The following is a 16,265-nucleotide window of genomic DNA, read 5'->3' on the forward strand; positions in this document are numbered from 1 at the left end:
TTCTCTCACTCTGATCATGAAAATAAGTGAGGTCACTCGTGCCGTGTGACGGCTTTGTCTTCGGGTTGATGTCGCCGCTACGTCCTCCGTTGTCAGGCTTAACAACACAAGCGACCCAAATTTATAGCAGTAGTCTGGCCACACCTGCTGTGATGACTTTCCAGTTTGCATGTTGACATGAGATTGCTGTTTTCAGAGATCTGTGGTCTTGCTACACCGTTGGCACCATGACCTACCAATTCTACCCCGGGAATTTTATTTCTGATGGGTGAAGTTATTCTCAAATCATCTCACTTTTCACAACAGCAAGTCTGCCCGAACCAAGAGGATTCAAATGCAGGAACATTACCCGGCACAGCCACTCCTCCCCGAACTGGCCGCCATTCTGGATCCCAATGTCTCATTGGAAACCTGGTCGATTGCGCAAATTCGTGACGTGACCCGTTTACTCATGGAAAAGGGGACATTTCAGTTTCCGACATTGCCCACGGGTCTCTTTGCTGCTGCAACTTCTGTTGCCGAAGATTTTCATTTAACCGGGTATCAGAACGTCTGGGTTCGTGACAACATTCACGTTGCCCACGGACATTTTCTCTGGGGTGAGATTGAGACAGCCGTTGCTGATGTCAAAGCGCTGCTTGAGTTCTTCGCCACCCAGAAGCCTCGCCTGGCGAATGTCATTGAAGGCCGGGTTGATAAGAACAATGTTCAGGAGCGTCCTCACATTCGCTTTAATGGCCTGGCGCTGCAGGAAAATGCTGAAAAATGGTCGCACGCACAAAATGATGCGTTGGCCTATTTTGTATGGTTGACTGCCAAACTGGCCACTTCCGGGCAGCTCACGTTATCAATTGACGATGCGGCTGTCCTCAACGAATTCCCGCATTACTTCCAAGCGATTGATTATGCCCATGACGAAGACAGTGGTCATTGGGAAGAGCAGCGGAAAATTGAGGCCTCCAGTATTGGTGTCGTAGTCGCGGCTCTCCGCATGTGGGCCGTCGTTCTTGACGAACACCCGGAATTTCGCACTGCTGGTCGGGGAGCGACGTCAGAACTGTGCAGTCAGTTGGCCACACAGGGGCAGGTCGCTCTCGAAAAAATCCTTCCCAATGAGTGCATTCAAGCCAACGTGACCAAACAACGGTCTGTCGATGCAGCCCTGCTGTTTCTGATCTGGCCGCTGCAAGTGACCAGGGAACCAATGGCTCGCACGATTGTGGCCAATGTGATCCAGCATCTCGTGGGGCCATACGGCGTCAGACGCTATGTGGGCGATTCCTACTGGTGTGCTGACTACCGCACCCTGGTGAGTGCGGAAAAACGCTCCACGGACTACAGCGAAGATCAATCGATTCGAGACAAGCTATTGAAGGGGGGGCAGGAGGCTCAATGGTGCCTGTTTGACCCCATCATTTCAATCATTGCCGGTGAGTGGTATCGCTCACATGGCCGGGAAGAAGATCTGGCCATGCAGAAGTTCCATCTGTTGCGGTCGTTGTCTCAACTGACGCCGGAGGATTCGCGTTTTGGTGGTTTCAAATGCCCTGAGTCGTATTTTTCTGAAGAAGGGAAATACATTCCCAACGACATTACGCCACTTTTATGGACACAAACGAACCTGCGATTGGCACTTCAAGCGATGGAACAGTCTCCCTCGTCATGATGTTGACTGAGAGGCTATCCGGAAGCTCTCAAATCCTTCTCCCTGAGGGAGAAGGTGGCCGCAGGCCGGATAAGGGGATTGGTATTGGCTTTGGAAACACGGCTGGTTCATCGGCCCCCTCACCCCAACCCTCTCCCGCAAGGAGAGGGAGCCTTCCCGGAAACAGAAAAATCACTATAACTCAAGTATTCATCAGTAATATCCCATCCGGTTAACTCATCGGTAAAGCGGAAATTTCTCGTAAATTACCTGAAGTACCGTCGATAACTTGGTGAGCGATGGCCGATTTGTATCGGAAAGTACGGGTCAAGTTGGCCGGGTTCCCACAGCCTGAAATCACTTTTCAGACCGACTGTGGAGAACCCTTTGACTCAGCACGAGATATGGCATGTTGAAGAACAGACTTACCACAGGCCATTGACAGTGTCGCATTGTGGGAAAACCCATCTAAACTGCTGCTGAAATTGCAGTTACGGTGAATAAGTTATTCACATTCCACAATTTTACGGCACCTCTAATTCTCTTACTCCGATAGAACATAAAGTTCTATAGAAGAAGATCAGAGAAGAACCCCAGAAAGAGCGAATTCCGAAGGAATGCCAGTTTCGGATTGAGATCATCGCTCACATCTGGAGAAAGTCTGACAGTTGCGGGCCAGAGTGACGTTCTCACTCGTGATTACCGGCCGAGCATCAGAAGTTCGTTGGTCAGATCCTGAACGGATGAAATGACTCGTGCGTTGCCTCGGTAATTGGTTGAGGCGACAATCAGGTCGACCAGATTACGGCCGATGTCGGTGTTGGAAAGTTCGATCTTTCCAGAAGCAATTGTGCCCGCTCCAAACGAACCTGGCGTCACAATTTGAGGAACACCTGAGCTGACCCCTTCGCGAAACGCTGTTCCACCCGCTTCCAGCAAACCATCAGCGTTGGCAAACCGGGCCATCACGACTTGCCCCAGTGAGCGGATGAGGCCGTTGTCGAAGATCCCGTTGATCAAACCTTGTTCATCAATCACATAGCTTTGCAATGTGCCGGGCTTTGAACCATTTTGGGTCGAGAGGTTTAAGGCACTTCCGGATTGTTCGGACGAGATGCCGCTAATCTGGGAAAGATCCATTTCGATCTGCATGGGGCTGACGGCTGCGGTGTCGGAACGTTCCAGCGTAAACATCTGGGTGATATCGCCTGTCATTTTTCCTTCGCTGTCAAAGGTGATCAGGCCGGTTCCGATGGCGACACCCGGGCGACTGTCTTCGGCACTTTCCAGGAAGTAACGGAAGGTGGTGGCTCCCGGGCCGCGGCTTTCCAGAACTGAAGTCATGCGGACATTGACCGTTTGTCCCAACGAGTCATAGACAATAAATTCTGTGGCGGCGCTTTCCCCATTGCTTGATTCCGATTTGGTAAAAGCCATCGGGACAACGGCGCCGTCACTCTGAATATCTCCTGAAGTGATGCTGATATCGTTCTGGGTTCCTGTGTTCCCGACAATCTGGATTTGTCCGGCAACCAGCGCGATTCCTGGCTGTCCGCCGGTGGTGGCATCGTTAGGTATCCCGGAGCCGTTTTGGATTCCCAGGGTGTTGTTCATGAAGTCGACATATTCGGCCATGGTGGAGGTGGCAGACACCACGAACGATTGCTCTTCAACGACACGTCCCCCTTTGCGTGGGGCGAAGGTCAGCGTCTGGCCAACGGTGAAGTAGTTGGCTCCGCCTGCGTTTTCGATGTTGCTGAGTAAACCTGTTCCGGTTGCTGGCAAGCCTGTGGCGCTGTCGGTCAGGACTTCACTGTTGATAATCGATCCTTGAGTGGACAGATCACCGGCTGGGAAAAGTGCCCCACCCATCGTAATTCGCGATGTCCGCTGCGCGACGTTCATTTCGCCCAGGGGAATACGCAAAGGGGTCAGTTGTGTCGTGACGATGTTGAATTCATCGTCGATGCCATAACCCTGAACAAACTGACCCTGATCGTTAATGAGATAACTATCGCTACTGCGGAGAAAGTTTCCATTGCGGGTATATGTTCGTCCGCTGGAACCATCCATGACAAAGAAGCCTTCCCCCTGAATGGCCAGATCGGAAGGGCTGGTGCTGTTGGAAAGACTTCCCTGAGTGAAGTCTTTGCTGATGGCCGAGGTGGTGGCGCCTAATCCGACCTGGCGCGGGTTTGTCCCGCCATCGGTTGTCGTGGGACGTGAACCAATCGAAAGGGTTCTGGCTAACTGGGTCTGAAAGCGGACGGTCGAAGCCTTGAAGCCGTTCGTACCGGCATTGGCAATGTTATTGCCAAGCACGTCGATCGTCACTTCATTGAGTGAGAGACCGTTCAGCGACGTATTGAGAGCAGAGGTCAGACCCATCCCTGGTCCTTTCCCGAAAGTCTCCCGTAGCGGGCAGCTTCCGTGTGATGTTCTGGCAGTCTCCTCCTGAGCCGCCAGGGGATGAACGATCCGGCGGGGCATCGTCCATCTGAGGGGGGTATCGGAAATCAGGAGGCCGGCAAGCGATCCTTTATGATCTCCCCGATACAACCGGCGGATGGTACGACCCTGCCTTCTGGATTATTCCGAATAATCCGCAAAGTTAATGACATCGAAGGCCAGGCGAACGTCCACTGATCGGCAGAAATTGCCGGTCTTTTTCGCACTTTGTTGATCCACCCGACAGGGGGTGAGAAAAGAATTACATAAGAAATCAGCAGTGTGTTATGGGTGGAAAATAAGAAAATAGGCTGATTTTATGGACTTTTCTGAGTTTCCAGACGGAGCGAGATCATCTTGACTCTCAAAATCTGCTAGTATGGCAAATCAACGAATAGTTGGTCTGGGGGGTGTTGATGTATGTGCAAATCCTGAGTCTCCATGGGCTCGTTCGAGGCGACTCCATTGAAATGGGGCGCGATGCCGATACCGGTGGTCAGGTTCGCTATGTTCTGGATCTGGCCGTTGCGCTGGCCGAGGATCCGCGGATTACGCAAGTCGATCTGGTGACTCGCCGATTAAGCGGCCATGGGACAGATGGCCAGCCTCTGGATGGCGAATATTCCCGCGAGATTGAAACGCTTTCGCCCCGCTGCCGGATTGTGCGGATCTCGTGCGCTGATGATCAATATGTGCGAAAGGAAGACCTTTGGCCTTATCTGGGTCAGTTGGCTCAAGCGTTGGAAACCTTTACGCAGGCACAACCCTGGCCATTGGCCTGGATTCATGGTCACTATGCCGACGCAGGCGTGGTTGCAAGGCAACTGGCACGCAAACTCGAAGTCCCATTCATTTTCACCGGGCATTCGCTCGGTAAGCCCAAACTGGCTTATTTAGCGTCTGAAGGTTGGACGCATGACAAAGCCAATCAACTGCTCAACATCGATCACCGTATTTCGGAAGAGCAATTGTGTCTGGATGCTGCTGCTGCCGTGATTACCAGCACACTCCATGAAAAGCACTCGCAATATCAGGGATACCAAATTCCCGAGGAGACTGTGGTTGAAGTCATTGCGCCGGGGTTGGATCTTAAAAGATTCTTTCCCTACTACAATTATGAATTGCCTGGAGAAGAGATTGGCGAAGGCTTCAAACAGGCCCGCAGTCGGATGCAGCGGCAACTTGCCCGCTTTCTTGCTGATCCTCAGAAAAAGCTGATTCTGGCGCTTTGTCGGCCTGACCGCCGGAAGAATATCCAGTCGTTGATTCAGGCTTATGGAGAAAGTCCTGAGTTACGGGCGATTGCTAATCTCGCTGTTTTCGCGGGTATTCGTGAAGACATTAATACGATGTCGGGTAACGAACGCGAAGTATTAACTGACATTCTGCTGCTAATGGATCGCTATGATTTATATGGAAAAATGGCGATTCCCAAGCGGCACGATTCTGAATTAGATGTTCCTGAACTTTATCGACTGGCCGCCAGCGGTCGAGGGGTCTTTGTCAACTCGGCTTTTATTGAATTGTTTGGCCTCACGACGATTGAAGCCAGTGCCACAGGCCTGCCGTTTGTCGCGACGGAAAATGGCGGCCCGCAAGATATTGTCGCTCTCTGTAATAGCGGCATTGTGCTGGATGTCACTGATCAGGAGGCCCTGACTGCCGGGATTCTGAAGCTGCTGACTGATGGATCGCTCTGGGATGAATTTAGTGCCAACGGAATAAAAAACGTTCGCTCTAACTATGCCTGGAAAGCCCATGTCGAGCACTATTTACGAATTGTCTCGCAGATACATCCCGGCTGGAACACATTATCTCATCCTTTCTCGACGGCTGCTCCCGACCTGCCGGCCTTGCAGGGTCATAGCACTTCGGGACGTTCTGCGGTGAATCGTTCGAGCCTTATTGAAAGGCTCCATCAACGGCTGGATAACGTTCATGGATTACTCATCAGCGATATCGATGGCACGCTTGTGGGTGATCGTGAATCATTAAAGGATCTCCTCCACTGGATTGAAGGACAACAAGGGAAATGGATGCTGGGAGTGGCCACAGGGCGAGCACCCGCATTGATCTATGATGTTTGTCGGGAGTGGGATGTTCCTTTTCCTGAAATTATGATTGCTTCGGTCGGTAGTGAAATTGTGCTGGGAGACCAGCATGAGCATTGGCCGGAATGGTCGGATTGGCTGGGAGAAACATGGCATCCTTCGCGGATTGCAGAGATTATCTCGGGAACAGGCTGGTTGGTTCCTCAGACAGAACCTCATACCCAGCGTCCGTTTAAATTGAGTTATCTGGCGACAGCCGAAGATATATCGGCGGAAGAGGAATTGTTCTTACGAGACCAGCTATGGGCAGAAGGCTGCCCTTGTCAGGTCATTGCGTCGCATGGTCAATATGTCGATATCTTGCCTGAACGTTCGGGAAAAGGGGCCGCTCTCGACTTCCTGATGGGCCAGGTTTCGCGAGATGATCTGAAAATTGTCGTGGCCGGGGATTCCTGTAACGACTGGGATCTTTTAAGAAGACCATATCGTGCAATCGCTGTTGGGAATTCAGAACCTTTACTCAGAGATCGAATTCTCCAGGACAACGCCGACATTTATCTGGCCAAGGCCCATCACGCTGCGGGTATTCTTGAAGGTTTGCTACATTTCGGATTGAGATAGCCAGATAGAGAATACTATTGGTTTCAATTCATGGCCATCATTGAGCCAGTGAAGGAGACGTGGTCGTGTCATCGATACCAGAATCTTCAGTCTCCGGGCGATTGGCCGTTTCACCACTTTCTGAAGGTGAGTTGCGAAAGCTGAAAAGCCGCGTCATTGATCGCATGCAAAGGAGGTTTGGAGCCGACTTTCCTGATGGTGACTGGGATGTCCTGGAACGTCGACTGGAGGAGCAGCACCGGTTACTGTTTCAGAGTTTCTATCAACTCTATGGCGATCGCTTCGACTCGTTTTATCATCTGGAAGAACTGATGGCGGTTGTTTTCCGCTCGGTTCTCGAGAGGCCAGCAGAACTTAAGGCATTCGATGCCCTGCGTGAATCCGATAAAGACTGGTATCTGGCACCACGCCTGATGGGGGCGATGTGCTATGTTGATCTCTTTGCCGGAACCTTAAGAAATCTTGAATCCAGGATCCCCTATCTGATTGAATTAGGGATTACTTATCTGCACCTGATGCCTATTTATAAAGTGCATTCGACTGATTGTGATGGTGGCTATGCTGTCAGCGATTATCGGACCGTTAATCCAAAATTCGGCACGATGGAGGATCTGGAACACTTAGCCACGCAACTCCGCCGACACGGGATATCTCTTGTTCTGGATTTCGTTTTTAATCATACCTCAGATGAGCACGAATGGGCGCAGAGGGCCTTGAAAGGTGAGCGGGACTATCAGGATTATTATCTCTTCTTTAAGGACAGAACGTTACCGGATCAGTATGAACGGACTTTGGTTGAAGTCTTTCCAGAAGAGCACCCTGGCGCGTTTACATATCAGACGGCTCTGGGCCAATGGGTCTGGACGACGTTCTATACTTCTCAATGGGATCTGAATTATCGTAATCCCGAAGTTCTCGTGCGTATGCTCGATGAGCTATTATTTCTTGCAAACCGCGGCGTTGAGATCATTCGTCTCGATGCCATTGCTTTCATCTGGAAAGAATTGGGAACGAGTTGCCAGAACCTGCCGCAAGCCCATACGATTGTCAGTGTCCTGAATGCGGCGACGCAAATTGCAGCGCCAGCGGTTGTCTTCAAATCTGAAGCGATTGTGCATCCTGATGAAGTGCGTAGCTATATCAATCGTTCGGAATGTGTCCTCAGCTATAACCCTGAGCTGATGGCTTTACTTTGGGAGTCGCTGGCGACGCGAAATATTCGTACGCTGCTTGCCTCGGTTAAAAAGCGCTTTCCTCTTCCGGAAGGGTGTGTCTGGGTTAACTATATTCGGAGTCATGATGATATCGGCTGGTCGATCACGGACGAAGAGATTCGGGAAGCGGGGTATGACCCCAGCGCTCATCGGCGCTTTCTGACTCAATTCTATACAGGTCGGGTTGAAGGAAGTTTTGCCGAAGGAGTTCCATTTCAGGAAAATTCCAGTACTGGTGATGCCCGGGTTTCGGGGACGTGTGCGTCGTTAGCCGGCTTGGGAAAAGCCATCCGCAATAGTGACATTGACGAGATTGATCTGGCGATCGGAAGAGTGCTATTGCTGTATGGTGTTGTGATGACTATCGGGGGCATTCCCCTGATTTATTTAGGGGATGAAATTGGTTCTCTCAATGACGAGAATTACCGAAACGATCCGTTAAGAAGTGCTGATTCGCGTTGGATTCACAGGCCACAATTCCAGTGGGATCAGATGCAGCAGGTGGCAGATCATGAAGGACCGGCGGCTCGTATTCATGATGGAATTCTCAAGCTGGGGATCATCCGGCGGCAGAATCTGGCATTTCGACCTGGCAAAACGGAATTTGTCGGCACAGGGAACGATCATGTCCTGGGCTATTTCCGCACGCACGGCCAAGCCAGTGTTTTGATTCTTGCCAATTTCACTGAACGGGTTGAAGTGGTTGAAGGTCGTATTCTCAGAGGATTAGGATTGCGACGGACAGTGATCGATCAGGTGTCGGGCACTACGATCTCTTCTGGGACAACTTTAGAATTGAGGCCTTACCAGTTCATGATTCTGGATCGTCAAGGCCCTCTTGAGAAACCGGTTTGATGTGCGTTCTATGACTGTGGCAGATATCTATCTCATTCCATAGAGATGTCTCAATCGTCTCAATAATGATATTCACTAATTAGTTATTCCTTGTGAGGGCATTGGCGACCAGGGCAATTGCTGCTGTTTCGGTTCTCAAGACATATTGTCCCAGAGAGACGGGACGAACCCCTTGTTGAAGTAACTGAGTTTCTTCCTCGCTAGTCCAGCCTCCCTCGGGGCCGACCAGAATTGTCAATGTCTTCAAGGTGTTCGCAGCAGGTGGGTTTGGCTCAAGGGGCAGATCTGGTGCCATTGTGGACAGGCTTCCAAACCATGCGGGTGAAGCATGGGATTGTTTCAACCAGGTGGAAAGATCGATCTGCTCTCGAATGGTCATTAACCAATCACGATGGGATTGCTTACAAGCACTGATGACGGTTTGCCGCAGGCGATCGAGTTTGCTTTCGCGGGGGTCAACGGTGGAACGCGTGGTCGCAAGCGGGATCAATGTTGTGACCCCGAGTTCTGTGGCCTTTTCAATCAACCAGTCGAGGCGGTCACCTTTGGGCACCGCGACCATCAAGGTGATCTCCGGGAATGGTGCGGGTGTGGTCTCTGGTTCGCCAAGTGGCTGGCATTCCAGGCTTTTGCGGCCAACTGTGGTCACTTTAGCTGCCACGACATGTCCGGCTCCATCAAACAGAGAGATGTCTTCACCGACTTTGAGCCGCAAGACATGCAGGGCGTGGTGAGCTTCACTTCCTTCCAGAGAAAGCGGGCCTGTCTTCCAGGAGGACATCAACTCAGGGACATAAAATCGACGCATACCACAGGGTTCTTATGCAGGAATTGTACAAAAGGGCCTTACGATTTTTTCTGGAGTTTGAGAACACGTGGGTCGTGCCCCGGATCTTTGATGATTTCAATGTGCGACCAGTCGCCGGTTGCTTGGGCGATTGATTGCAACGTTTCCGCTTGTTCAGGGGTAAATTCCAACAACATCCACCCGCCGGGCAGCAGATGATCGGCGCCCTGCTGGATCAGCGGTCTGAGAAAATCAAGGCCATCTTTGCCGCCATCCAACGCCATCCGAGGTTCATGCTGACGAACATCAGGATCGAGCGTTTCAATATCGGCTTTAGGAATATATGGCGGATTGGAGGTGATCAGATGCAGGGGGGCCAGCCCCTGGAGCGGTTCCAGCAGTGAACCTTGCCGGAGTTCGATGCGCTCTTGCAGTTGGTGTCGCGTGACATTGGAACGGGCCACAGCCAGGGCCTTGTCACTCAAATCGGTCGCCACCACCTGAGCCAGTGGGAGTTGTTTGGCGATGGCAATTGCGATACAGCCGGAACCAGTACAAAGATCTGCGAAACGAACCGCTTCGGCTGGCGGAATAGTTTCATCATCGAGGGGTTGAGGTTTCAGACATTCAATGGCCTGGATCACCAATGTTTCTGTGTCTGGGCGGGGGATCAAGACATCCCGGGACACATCGAACGACAGGCTGAAGAACTCCCGCTCGCCCAGCAGGTAAGCCACAGGTTCATGTAGTGCCCGGCGTTGAACCAGATCGCGCATGACGGCCCGTGTTTCGTCGGACAGTTCGGTGTCATAGTGCGTGTAAAGCTGGATTCGCTGGCAGTGCCGGGCATGTGCCAGCAAGAGTTCGGCATCCAGGCGTGGGGTGGAACTTCCGTGCTTTTTCAAATGGGCTGTTGTCCATTCCAGCACTTTGCGGACAGTCCATCCTCCTGTGGATGCGGGTGTACCTGATGTTGCGTCTGCCACGTTTACTCGATCAAAAATCTGCCGGCGCCGGACATCACCGTGGGCTTGTTCGACTGGGCGATCTGCTTTTGTCCGACTGCAATTTGACCAACATGCGCAGAAATTGCCCAGCCCATGAATGACAAATGCCGGGCGGGATCATGACTTCTTTGATATGTGAAGACCGTTTTTCCAGTATTTAAGAGTTACTCACAGAGAAATTTGCCTTTAGAATCAGGTTTCAGAATTGTGAGTTTGCTTTTATCAGCCAATTTCATGGAAAGGTTTTCCACCAGAATTTTTCATCTGGACTTCTGTGCTCATCGGATTTTCACAATGACTTGCCACAACTTTGAGAATCAGATTCTGTCTATAGGTGAGTGTTCGTGAATGTCAGCAGGCTCACGCGGGTGCTGGTAGAATTTTTATGCTTTTGAATCTCTTATGACCGCAATGACTCCCTGGCTTTCGATTGTGATGCCGGTCTATAACGGCGAGCGATATCTTCGTTTCGCCCTTGATCGTGTGGTGCAGGAAGTTGCCTCGCTGTCTGATCCAGCGGCTGTGGAACTGATCGCCGTTGATGATGGCTCGACCGATTCTTCGTTGGCGATCCTTCGCGAGTATGAGCATCGTCTGACAATCAAAATCATTCCCCAGCAGCCTTCGGGAAGCTGGGTTGCTGCGACAAATCGCGGATTGGAACATGCCACTGGAGAATTGATCGGGTTTCTGCATCAGGATGATTGTTGGCTGCCGGGTCGTCTTCGTGCCATTTTGCGGCTGGTGGACAGATTTCCTCAGGCGCTGTGGTACTTTCACAGTGTGGTTTATCTCGATGAAAATGGGCGACGCATCGGACGTTTGCGCGCCCCTTTGACGGCGGGACTCACATCAGGTGATGACTGCCTTGAGCGACTTCTGGTTCAGAATTTTGTGTCGATCCCGGCACCGGTCTTTCGTAAGCAGGCTTTGTCAGAAATTGGCCCATTGGCTCCGGAACTCTGGTACACCGCCGATTGGGATTTCTGGATGCGGCTGACTCGCCAGGGAAGTGTGGCTTACGATCCCCACCCTTTTGCAGGATTTCGAATTCATCACGACAGTCAGACAATCCAGCGCAGTGATCATTTAGAGCGATTCCGTCAACAACTGGATCAGGCGTTTGAGCCGCATGCTGCAAAGTGGCAGGCTCAGTACCCTGGGCGAACGCTTCCGATCAGGTTGGGGAAGATCAGTATTGATCTCAATGTGGCGCTGGCCGGTCGACTGCGATCGAAGTCATCATCTGTCATGCCCGTTGTGTGGAAATTGTTTCGCACAGGCCCCAGAGGTTGCTGGCAGTTTGTGGATCGCTCGCGGATTACTGAGCGTGTTCTGGCGAGATTGAAACTGTTGTGGCGTCACAGGCGTCGTCCCATGGGGGGCACACCGGCCCCGGTCGATCTTTGAACTTCTTTGAGTCAGCTTGCGTCAATAAAAAGTGTCCGTGGAAAGCGTGAGTGGAAAGCGTGGGACAAATGACGGGCCAACATGCCGGAGAAAGACATCCTCTCGAGAAGCATGCCATTTTCCATGATGGTTTTTATGCTTCCTCTTTGTGGGAGAAAGCCTACCGGGCGGCACAATTGGGGCCGCGTTATTACTTCAGTGATGTGCCCCAGTATTTTCGCTTGCGGGGGGCACAGAAAAAACTGGGTCGGGATCTGGCCGTCATCAGCAATCCGGGCGTTGAACTGTTTGGACAACGGCCGCAGCCGCTGGAGCTTCCTGATGCGATGGAAGACGTGCTTAATGAACTGCAACAGGCGGGCTGTATCGTCTGTCTTAAGCCCCGCCGGTTTCTTGCGATCTGCGCGGAGTGGTGGCGCGTGGCGCGGCGTGGCTCGATGGTTGTTGAATGTGGCTCGTTTCGCGGGACAACCGGTCTGGCGTTAGCGATGCTGGGCGCGCGGGAAAAGATCGATCAAACCGTGCATCTCTTCGATCTGTTTGGTAAGCCCATCCCTTTGACGTTTCTCAACGTCGATGGTGTCCGCACGAGCAACGAGTTCGAGTTGGCTGAAGATTACGTCGACACATTACAGCAGCGGTGTGAAACGCTAGGCATTGCCGATCGTGTTCGATTGCATGCGGGGTTATTTGAGTCAACGTTTGCGGCTTCAGGGCTGACCGCGCGCCACTGCTCGTTCGCTCACATTGATGCCAATTTGTATGCCAGCACGTTAGAAGCCTGCCGATTTGTTGACGGACTGATGGTTTCTGGTGGAACAATTGTCTTCGACGATTACAACGGCGTGACGGATCTGGGGGCGCGACTGGCGATTGACGAAGTCTTTTTTGAACGATTTGGCCGGCTGCAACGGCTGGATGGAACCTCAGCCGTCCTGCGGCTTCCCCCAGAAGCCGTGGCATGATGGCATGATCCTGCCCGCGGCGAGAAATGAGTCTTTCTTCTTTATGCCGCGAGACAGATCGTCTCTCTGTTGAGCGAGCACGGTATCATGTCATTCGACATTGCCGGTCTGTGTTGCTTCACCGGGAGCGGGTTGACCATCGAGCCGGCGTAAGGCTGCGGCTGCTTCTTCCTGCATGGGATCACGCTGATTTCGAGCTACGGCAAGCAGCCCCTGACGCACTATCGGAGCGGGTGGGGATTGCAGCGACAACGACCGGATGGCGGCTGACCGCACCTGGGAATCATCATCTCCCAGGCGTTTGAGTAAAGGGCGTTCCACAGTTGCAAACAGTTCTGAATTCCCGGCAATGTTGCCCAGTGACGTTGCGGCAATCATCCGGATGTTCGCTTCAGGAGATTCCAGAAGTTCAATCAGCACGGGAGTGACCACTGCCTCTTGAGCAGGAATGGTGGAGAGCACCGAGGCGACATTCGCACGCACAAACAGTGAGTCATCTTGCAAGGCTTTGACGAGCGAGGAACTGGCGGTTTCCGCTTCAGGGCCGAGTTGAGCCAGGAACATCGAGGCCAGTTCTCGAACCATCTTTTCGTCGTGAGACAGATGATTCACCAATGTGCTCAGTGCCGCTGTTCCCAGTTGTTGCAGTTCCGATTCTGCTGCTTGCCATTGGTTGTTATCGGCATTGCCTCGGGCGGCTTCGATCAGTCGGGCAAAGGCTTTCTCGGCAGCCGGTGAACTTTGTGGCTGACCTTGTTCATTCATCCCGCGTTGAGCGGAATTCGTTAATCGTGAAGTGTTATTGCCTTCAGAGCTGGGAAAATCGGGGACTGGTAAGAGCAGTGGCCCACCGGGAGATGACAGAGGACGGCTGTCGGATGGTGGAATCAATAAGCCACCACCTGATGACACGAGTTCTGACGGAGTTGCGACGGCTTCTTGAGCTTCCTGAGAGACTTCTGCCACGGGTTTTGCCGTGTTCTCACCCTGGCATCCGCAAAGCCCCGATGTGCACAGCACCAGCAGTGTGGCCCATGCCAGTTTCATCTCGCGACGATTTTTCGTTTTGAGAACATGATCGGAAGTTTGGCTGGCTGGCAAGACCCTGTACGACGAAGTCGCGGGATACATCCATGAAAAATGAGCGGGCATCGTGTCAATCTCCGTCGGCCTGATCCTTGGCAGGGGGAATCTTGACAAGATCCAGCAATCTCTCCAAGAGGTTTTTGAAATTTGTCCTGCCCGCGGCGAGAAATGGATCCTTCTTCACTTTAGTTTATGCGCGAGGCAGAACGTCTTTCTGTTGACCGGGCACGGTCTACGGGATCTGAACCAAGCTACAAAACTCAGGGGAAAGGTGTCCGTGTGGAAGACGGGTGCAGAAGACAGACGTTCCTTGCTGTCCTTGACAGTCTTACGGCATCCATCACACACTGCATTGACGATCACGATGAGCGACATAGCAAGAAATCATGGCGCTCGCGCTGGTGCGTCTGTCGGGTTTTCTTCAGGGAACTGATCCTGCCCGTAGCGAGAAATGAGTCTTTCTTCACTTCTTTTTATTCATCGAGGCAGAACGCCTTCTGTTGATCGAGCACGGTATATCAGCATGATTGGGGCAGGGATGCGAAATTTTTCGGCGGGAACAATTTGTGGGCTGGTCAACAAGCTTCTGGTCGCCGGTCTGTTGCTGATCGGGAACCTGGTTCATTCCTCGCTGGCTGTTGGCCAGGAAAAAGCCTCTTCGCTGTTTCATGTCTATTTCGGGACTTATACCTCAGGCACCAGTGAAGGGATCTATCGCTCGACGTTTGATGCTCAGACGGGGTCGCTCACTGCACCGCAACTTGTCGCTAAGGTGAAGAACCCGTCTTTCGTCGCTATCCATCCGTCCAAGCCGTTGCTTTATAGCGTGAGCGAAGTTGCTGAAGCATTGCCTGGCGATAAATCCGGGAAGCCTACGGGAGCAGTCGTCGCCTTTTCGCTCGATCCTGCTTCGGGTGATCTTAAAGAGTTGGGCTGGCAACCTTCTGGTGGAGCGGGGCCTTGTCATCTGTCAGTTGATCACACGGGGAGCGCGGTTTTTGTCGCCAACTATGGAGGAGGCACTGTGGCCTCCTTGCCTTTGAACGCTGAAGGACTGCTGGAGAAACCTGTCTCGGTTCAGGAACACGAAGGTTCCAGCGTTAATAAGCAGCGGCAAACCAAACCGCATGCCCATTCTATTAATCTTGATCTCTCGAACCGCTATGCGTTCGCGGCAGATCTGGGTTGCGACAAGATTTTTATTTATCAGTTTGATCCTGCGACGCGAAAGCTGGTGCCACACGAAATTCCCTCGGCTCCCGTCGCGGCAGGATCTGGCCCGCGTCATCTGGCATTTCATCCCAATGGCCGGTTTGCTTATGTCATCAATGAGTTGACATCGACGATCACCGCGTTCCGATATGATTCGACAAAGGGCGATCTGGAACCTGTTCAGACTGTCTCAACCTTGCCGAAGGACGTGAGCATGTCGGGGAATACCACGGCTGAGATTGTCGTTCATCCCTCGGGAAACTGGCTGGTGGGATCGAACCGGGGCCACGACAGTCTGGCCGTCTTCAGCATTAAAGCAGAGACCGGGGAACTGACGCGAACGGCGAATGTTCCTTCGGGCGGGAAAACCCCTCGCAATTTTGCGTTTGACCCTACGGGGAAATGGCTGATATCAGCCAATCAGGGAAGCAACTCGGTTCAGGTTTTCGGTTTCGATTCAGCGAAAGGGACACTGACTCCTCATGGAGAACCGGTCAGTGTGGGTGCTCCGGTTTGCGTCAGATTTTCACCTCTGAGTTCTACAAAATAACAAATCGGTCTCTCTGTTCGAGATTATCGAAAGAGCCATAGAAACATGGTGACAAGCAAGAGGCCAACAACCAGATAGACCCACCATTTTTGGGGGCCAGTGTTCGACTGGCGAATCATGTACTCGCCGCAAATGGCGCATCGAACGGAATCTTCATAGACTTCAGCGCCACAATGGGGGCAAATGACGAACTCGGGTTTGCCATCGTCGTCGAACGTGTCGTAGGTGTCATCGTCTTCCGACCAGTCTTTGGGCTTCTTCCCTTTTTTCCACCAGTCGTCATCATCCTGAACAAAGCTCATGGTGGTTCAATTCCAGAATCATTGATTTTGGTTGCTGGTCAGTTTCTCACTCACGTGGTGATCTCATCGATCAATTATAGAGGTTGATGGCAGATCTTGTCTGGCATTGATT

Annotated in this window: 11 protein-coding genes; 6 read left to right on the forward strand and 5 right to left on the reverse strand. The window is 52.1% G+C overall.

Features of this window, described 5'->3' with window-relative positions; all coding sequences use genetic code 11:
* The first annotated feature begins 334 nt into the window (after window positions 1-334).
* Window positions 335-1,666 (forward strand): glycoside hydrolase family 15 protein, encoded by a 1,332-nt coding sequence (locus SH287x_RS18040; protein ID WP_479515777.1) that lies wholly within the window; start codon window positions 335-337, stop codon window positions 1,664-1,666.
* A gap of 678 nt (window positions 1,667-2,344) precedes the next feature.
* Here the strand turns inward: SH287x_RS18040 and SH287x_RS18045 are convergent.
* Entirely contained in the window at window positions 2,345-4,033 is a 1,689-nt protein-coding gene (locus SH287x_RS18045; protein WP_479515778.1) for a flagellar hook-basal body complex protein, read from the reverse strand.
* Between the two features lie 476 nt (window positions 4,034-4,509).
* Between SH287x_RS18045 and SH287x_RS18050 the strand changes: the two genes are divergently transcribed.
* Window positions 4,510-6,765 carry an HAD-IIB family hydrolase gene (locus SH287x_RS18050; RefSeq protein ID WP_479515779.1) on the forward strand — a complete coding sequence of 752 codons (2,256 nt, stop codon included), beginning with the start codon at window positions 4,510-4,512 and terminating at the stop codon, window positions 6,763-6,765.
* 65 nt (window positions 6,766-6,830) lie between these two features.
* Window positions 6,831-8,834, forward strand: a complete 2,004-nt coding sequence (locus tag SH287x_RS18055; protein WP_479515780.1) for an amylosucrase — start codon at window positions 6,831-6,833, stop codon at window positions 8,832-8,834.
* 79 nt (window positions 8,835-8,913) lie between these two features.
* On the opposite strand, the gene SH287x_RS18060 is transcribed toward SH287x_RS18055, so the two are convergent.
* Both SH287x_RS18060 and prmC read right to left on the reverse strand, forming a co-directional pair.
* A complete protein-coding gene (locus SH287x_RS18060; protein ID WP_479515781.1) occupies window positions 8,914-9,642 on the reverse strand; it encodes an RsmE family RNA methyltransferase in 729 nt (242 codons plus the stop codon).
* 38 nt (window positions 9,643-9,680) lie between these two features.
* Window positions 9,681-10,607 carry a peptide chain release factor N(5)-glutamine methyltransferase gene (gene prmC, locus SH287x_RS18065; RefSeq protein WP_479515782.1) on the reverse strand — a complete coding sequence of 309 codons (927 nt, stop codon included), beginning with the start codon at window positions 10,605-10,607 and terminating at the stop codon, window positions 9,681-9,683.
* Window positions 10,608-11,030: 423 nt separating this feature from the next.
* Here prmC and SH287x_RS18070 point away from each other — a divergent pair, with 423 nt between their 5' ends.
* Together SH287x_RS18070 and SH287x_RS18075 are read left to right on the forward strand one after the other, a co-directional pair.
* Window positions 11,031-12,038 (forward strand): glycosyltransferase, encoded by a 1,008-nt coding sequence (locus SH287x_RS18070; protein WP_479515783.1) that lies wholly within the window; start codon window positions 11,031-11,033, stop codon window positions 12,036-12,038.
* Window positions 12,039-12,106: 68 nt separating this feature from the next.
* Window positions 12,107-13,003 carry a TylF/MycF/NovP-related O-methyltransferase gene (locus SH287x_RS18075; protein ID WP_479518728.1) on the forward strand — a complete coding sequence of 299 codons (897 nt, stop codon included), beginning with the start codon at window positions 12,107-12,109 and terminating at the stop codon, window positions 13,001-13,003.
* Window positions 13,004-13,093: 90 nt separating this feature from the next.
* Here SH287x_RS18075 and SH287x_RS18080 read toward each other — a convergent pair whose 3' ends face one another.
* On the reverse strand, window positions 13,094-14,155 hold the full coding sequence (locus SH287x_RS18080) for a HEAT repeat domain-containing protein (RefSeq protein ID WP_479515784.1): 1,062 nt from the start codon (window positions 14,153-14,155) through the stop codon (window positions 13,094-13,096).
* 472 nt (window positions 14,156-14,627) lie between these two features.
* On the opposite strand from SH287x_RS18080, the gene SH287x_RS18085 reads away from it, so the two are divergent.
* Window positions 14,628-15,851 carry a lactonase family protein gene (locus SH287x_RS18085; protein ID WP_479515785.1) on the forward strand — a complete coding sequence of 408 codons (1,224 nt, stop codon included), beginning with the start codon at window positions 14,628-14,630 and terminating at the stop codon, window positions 15,849-15,851.
* Window positions 15,852-15,874: 23 nt separating this feature from the next.
* Here the strand turns inward: SH287x_RS18085 and SH287x_RS18090 are convergent, their stop codons facing one another.
* Complete coding sequence (locus tag SH287x_RS18090; protein ID WP_479515786.1) at window positions 15,875-16,153, reverse strand: LPXTG cell wall anchor domain-containing protein; 279 nt, start codon at window positions 16,151-16,153, stop codon at window positions 15,875-15,877.
* Between the last annotated feature and the right edge of the window lie 112 nt (window positions 16,154-16,265).

The organism is Planctopirus sp. SH287, assembly GCF_056500625.1.

Excerpts from the sequence above, each read along its gene's own strand:
- SH287x_RS18060 (WP_479515781.1), bottom strand. The coding sequence starts at position 9,642 with ATGCGTCGATTTTATGTCCCTGAGTTGATGTCCTCCTGGAAGACAGGC.
- SH287x_RS18085 (WP_479515785.1), top strand. The coding sequence starts at position 14,628 with ATGCGAAATTTTTCGGCGGGAACAATTTGTGGGCTGGTCAACAAGCTT.
- SH287x_RS18090 (WP_479515786.1), bottom strand. The coding sequence starts at position 16,153 with ATGAGCTTTGTTCAGGATGATGACGACTGGTGGAAAAAAGGGAAGAAG.
- SH287x_RS18075 (WP_479518728.1), top strand. The coding sequence starts at position 12,107 with ATGACGGGCCAACATGCCGGAGAAAGACATCCTCTCGAGAAGCATGCC.
- SH287x_RS18050 (WP_479515779.1), top strand. The coding sequence starts at position 4,510 with ATGTATGTGCAAATCCTGAGTCTCCATGGGCTCGTTCGAGGCGACTCC.
- SH287x_RS18040 (WP_479515777.1), top strand. The coding sequence starts at position 335 with ATGCAGGAACATTACCCGGCACAGCCACTCCTCCCCGAACTGGCCGCC.
- SH287x_RS18070 (WP_479515783.1), top strand. The coding sequence starts at position 11,031 with ATGACCGCAATGACTCCCTGGCTTTCGATTGTGATGCCGGTCTATAAC.
- SH287x_RS18080 (WP_479515784.1), bottom strand. The coding sequence starts at position 14,155 with ATGCCCGCTCATTTTTCATGGATGTATCCCGCGACTTCGTCGTACAGG.
- SH287x_RS18045 (WP_479515778.1), bottom strand. The coding sequence starts at position 4,033 with ATGGGTCTGACCTCTGCTCTCAATACGTCGCTGAACGGTCTCTCACTC.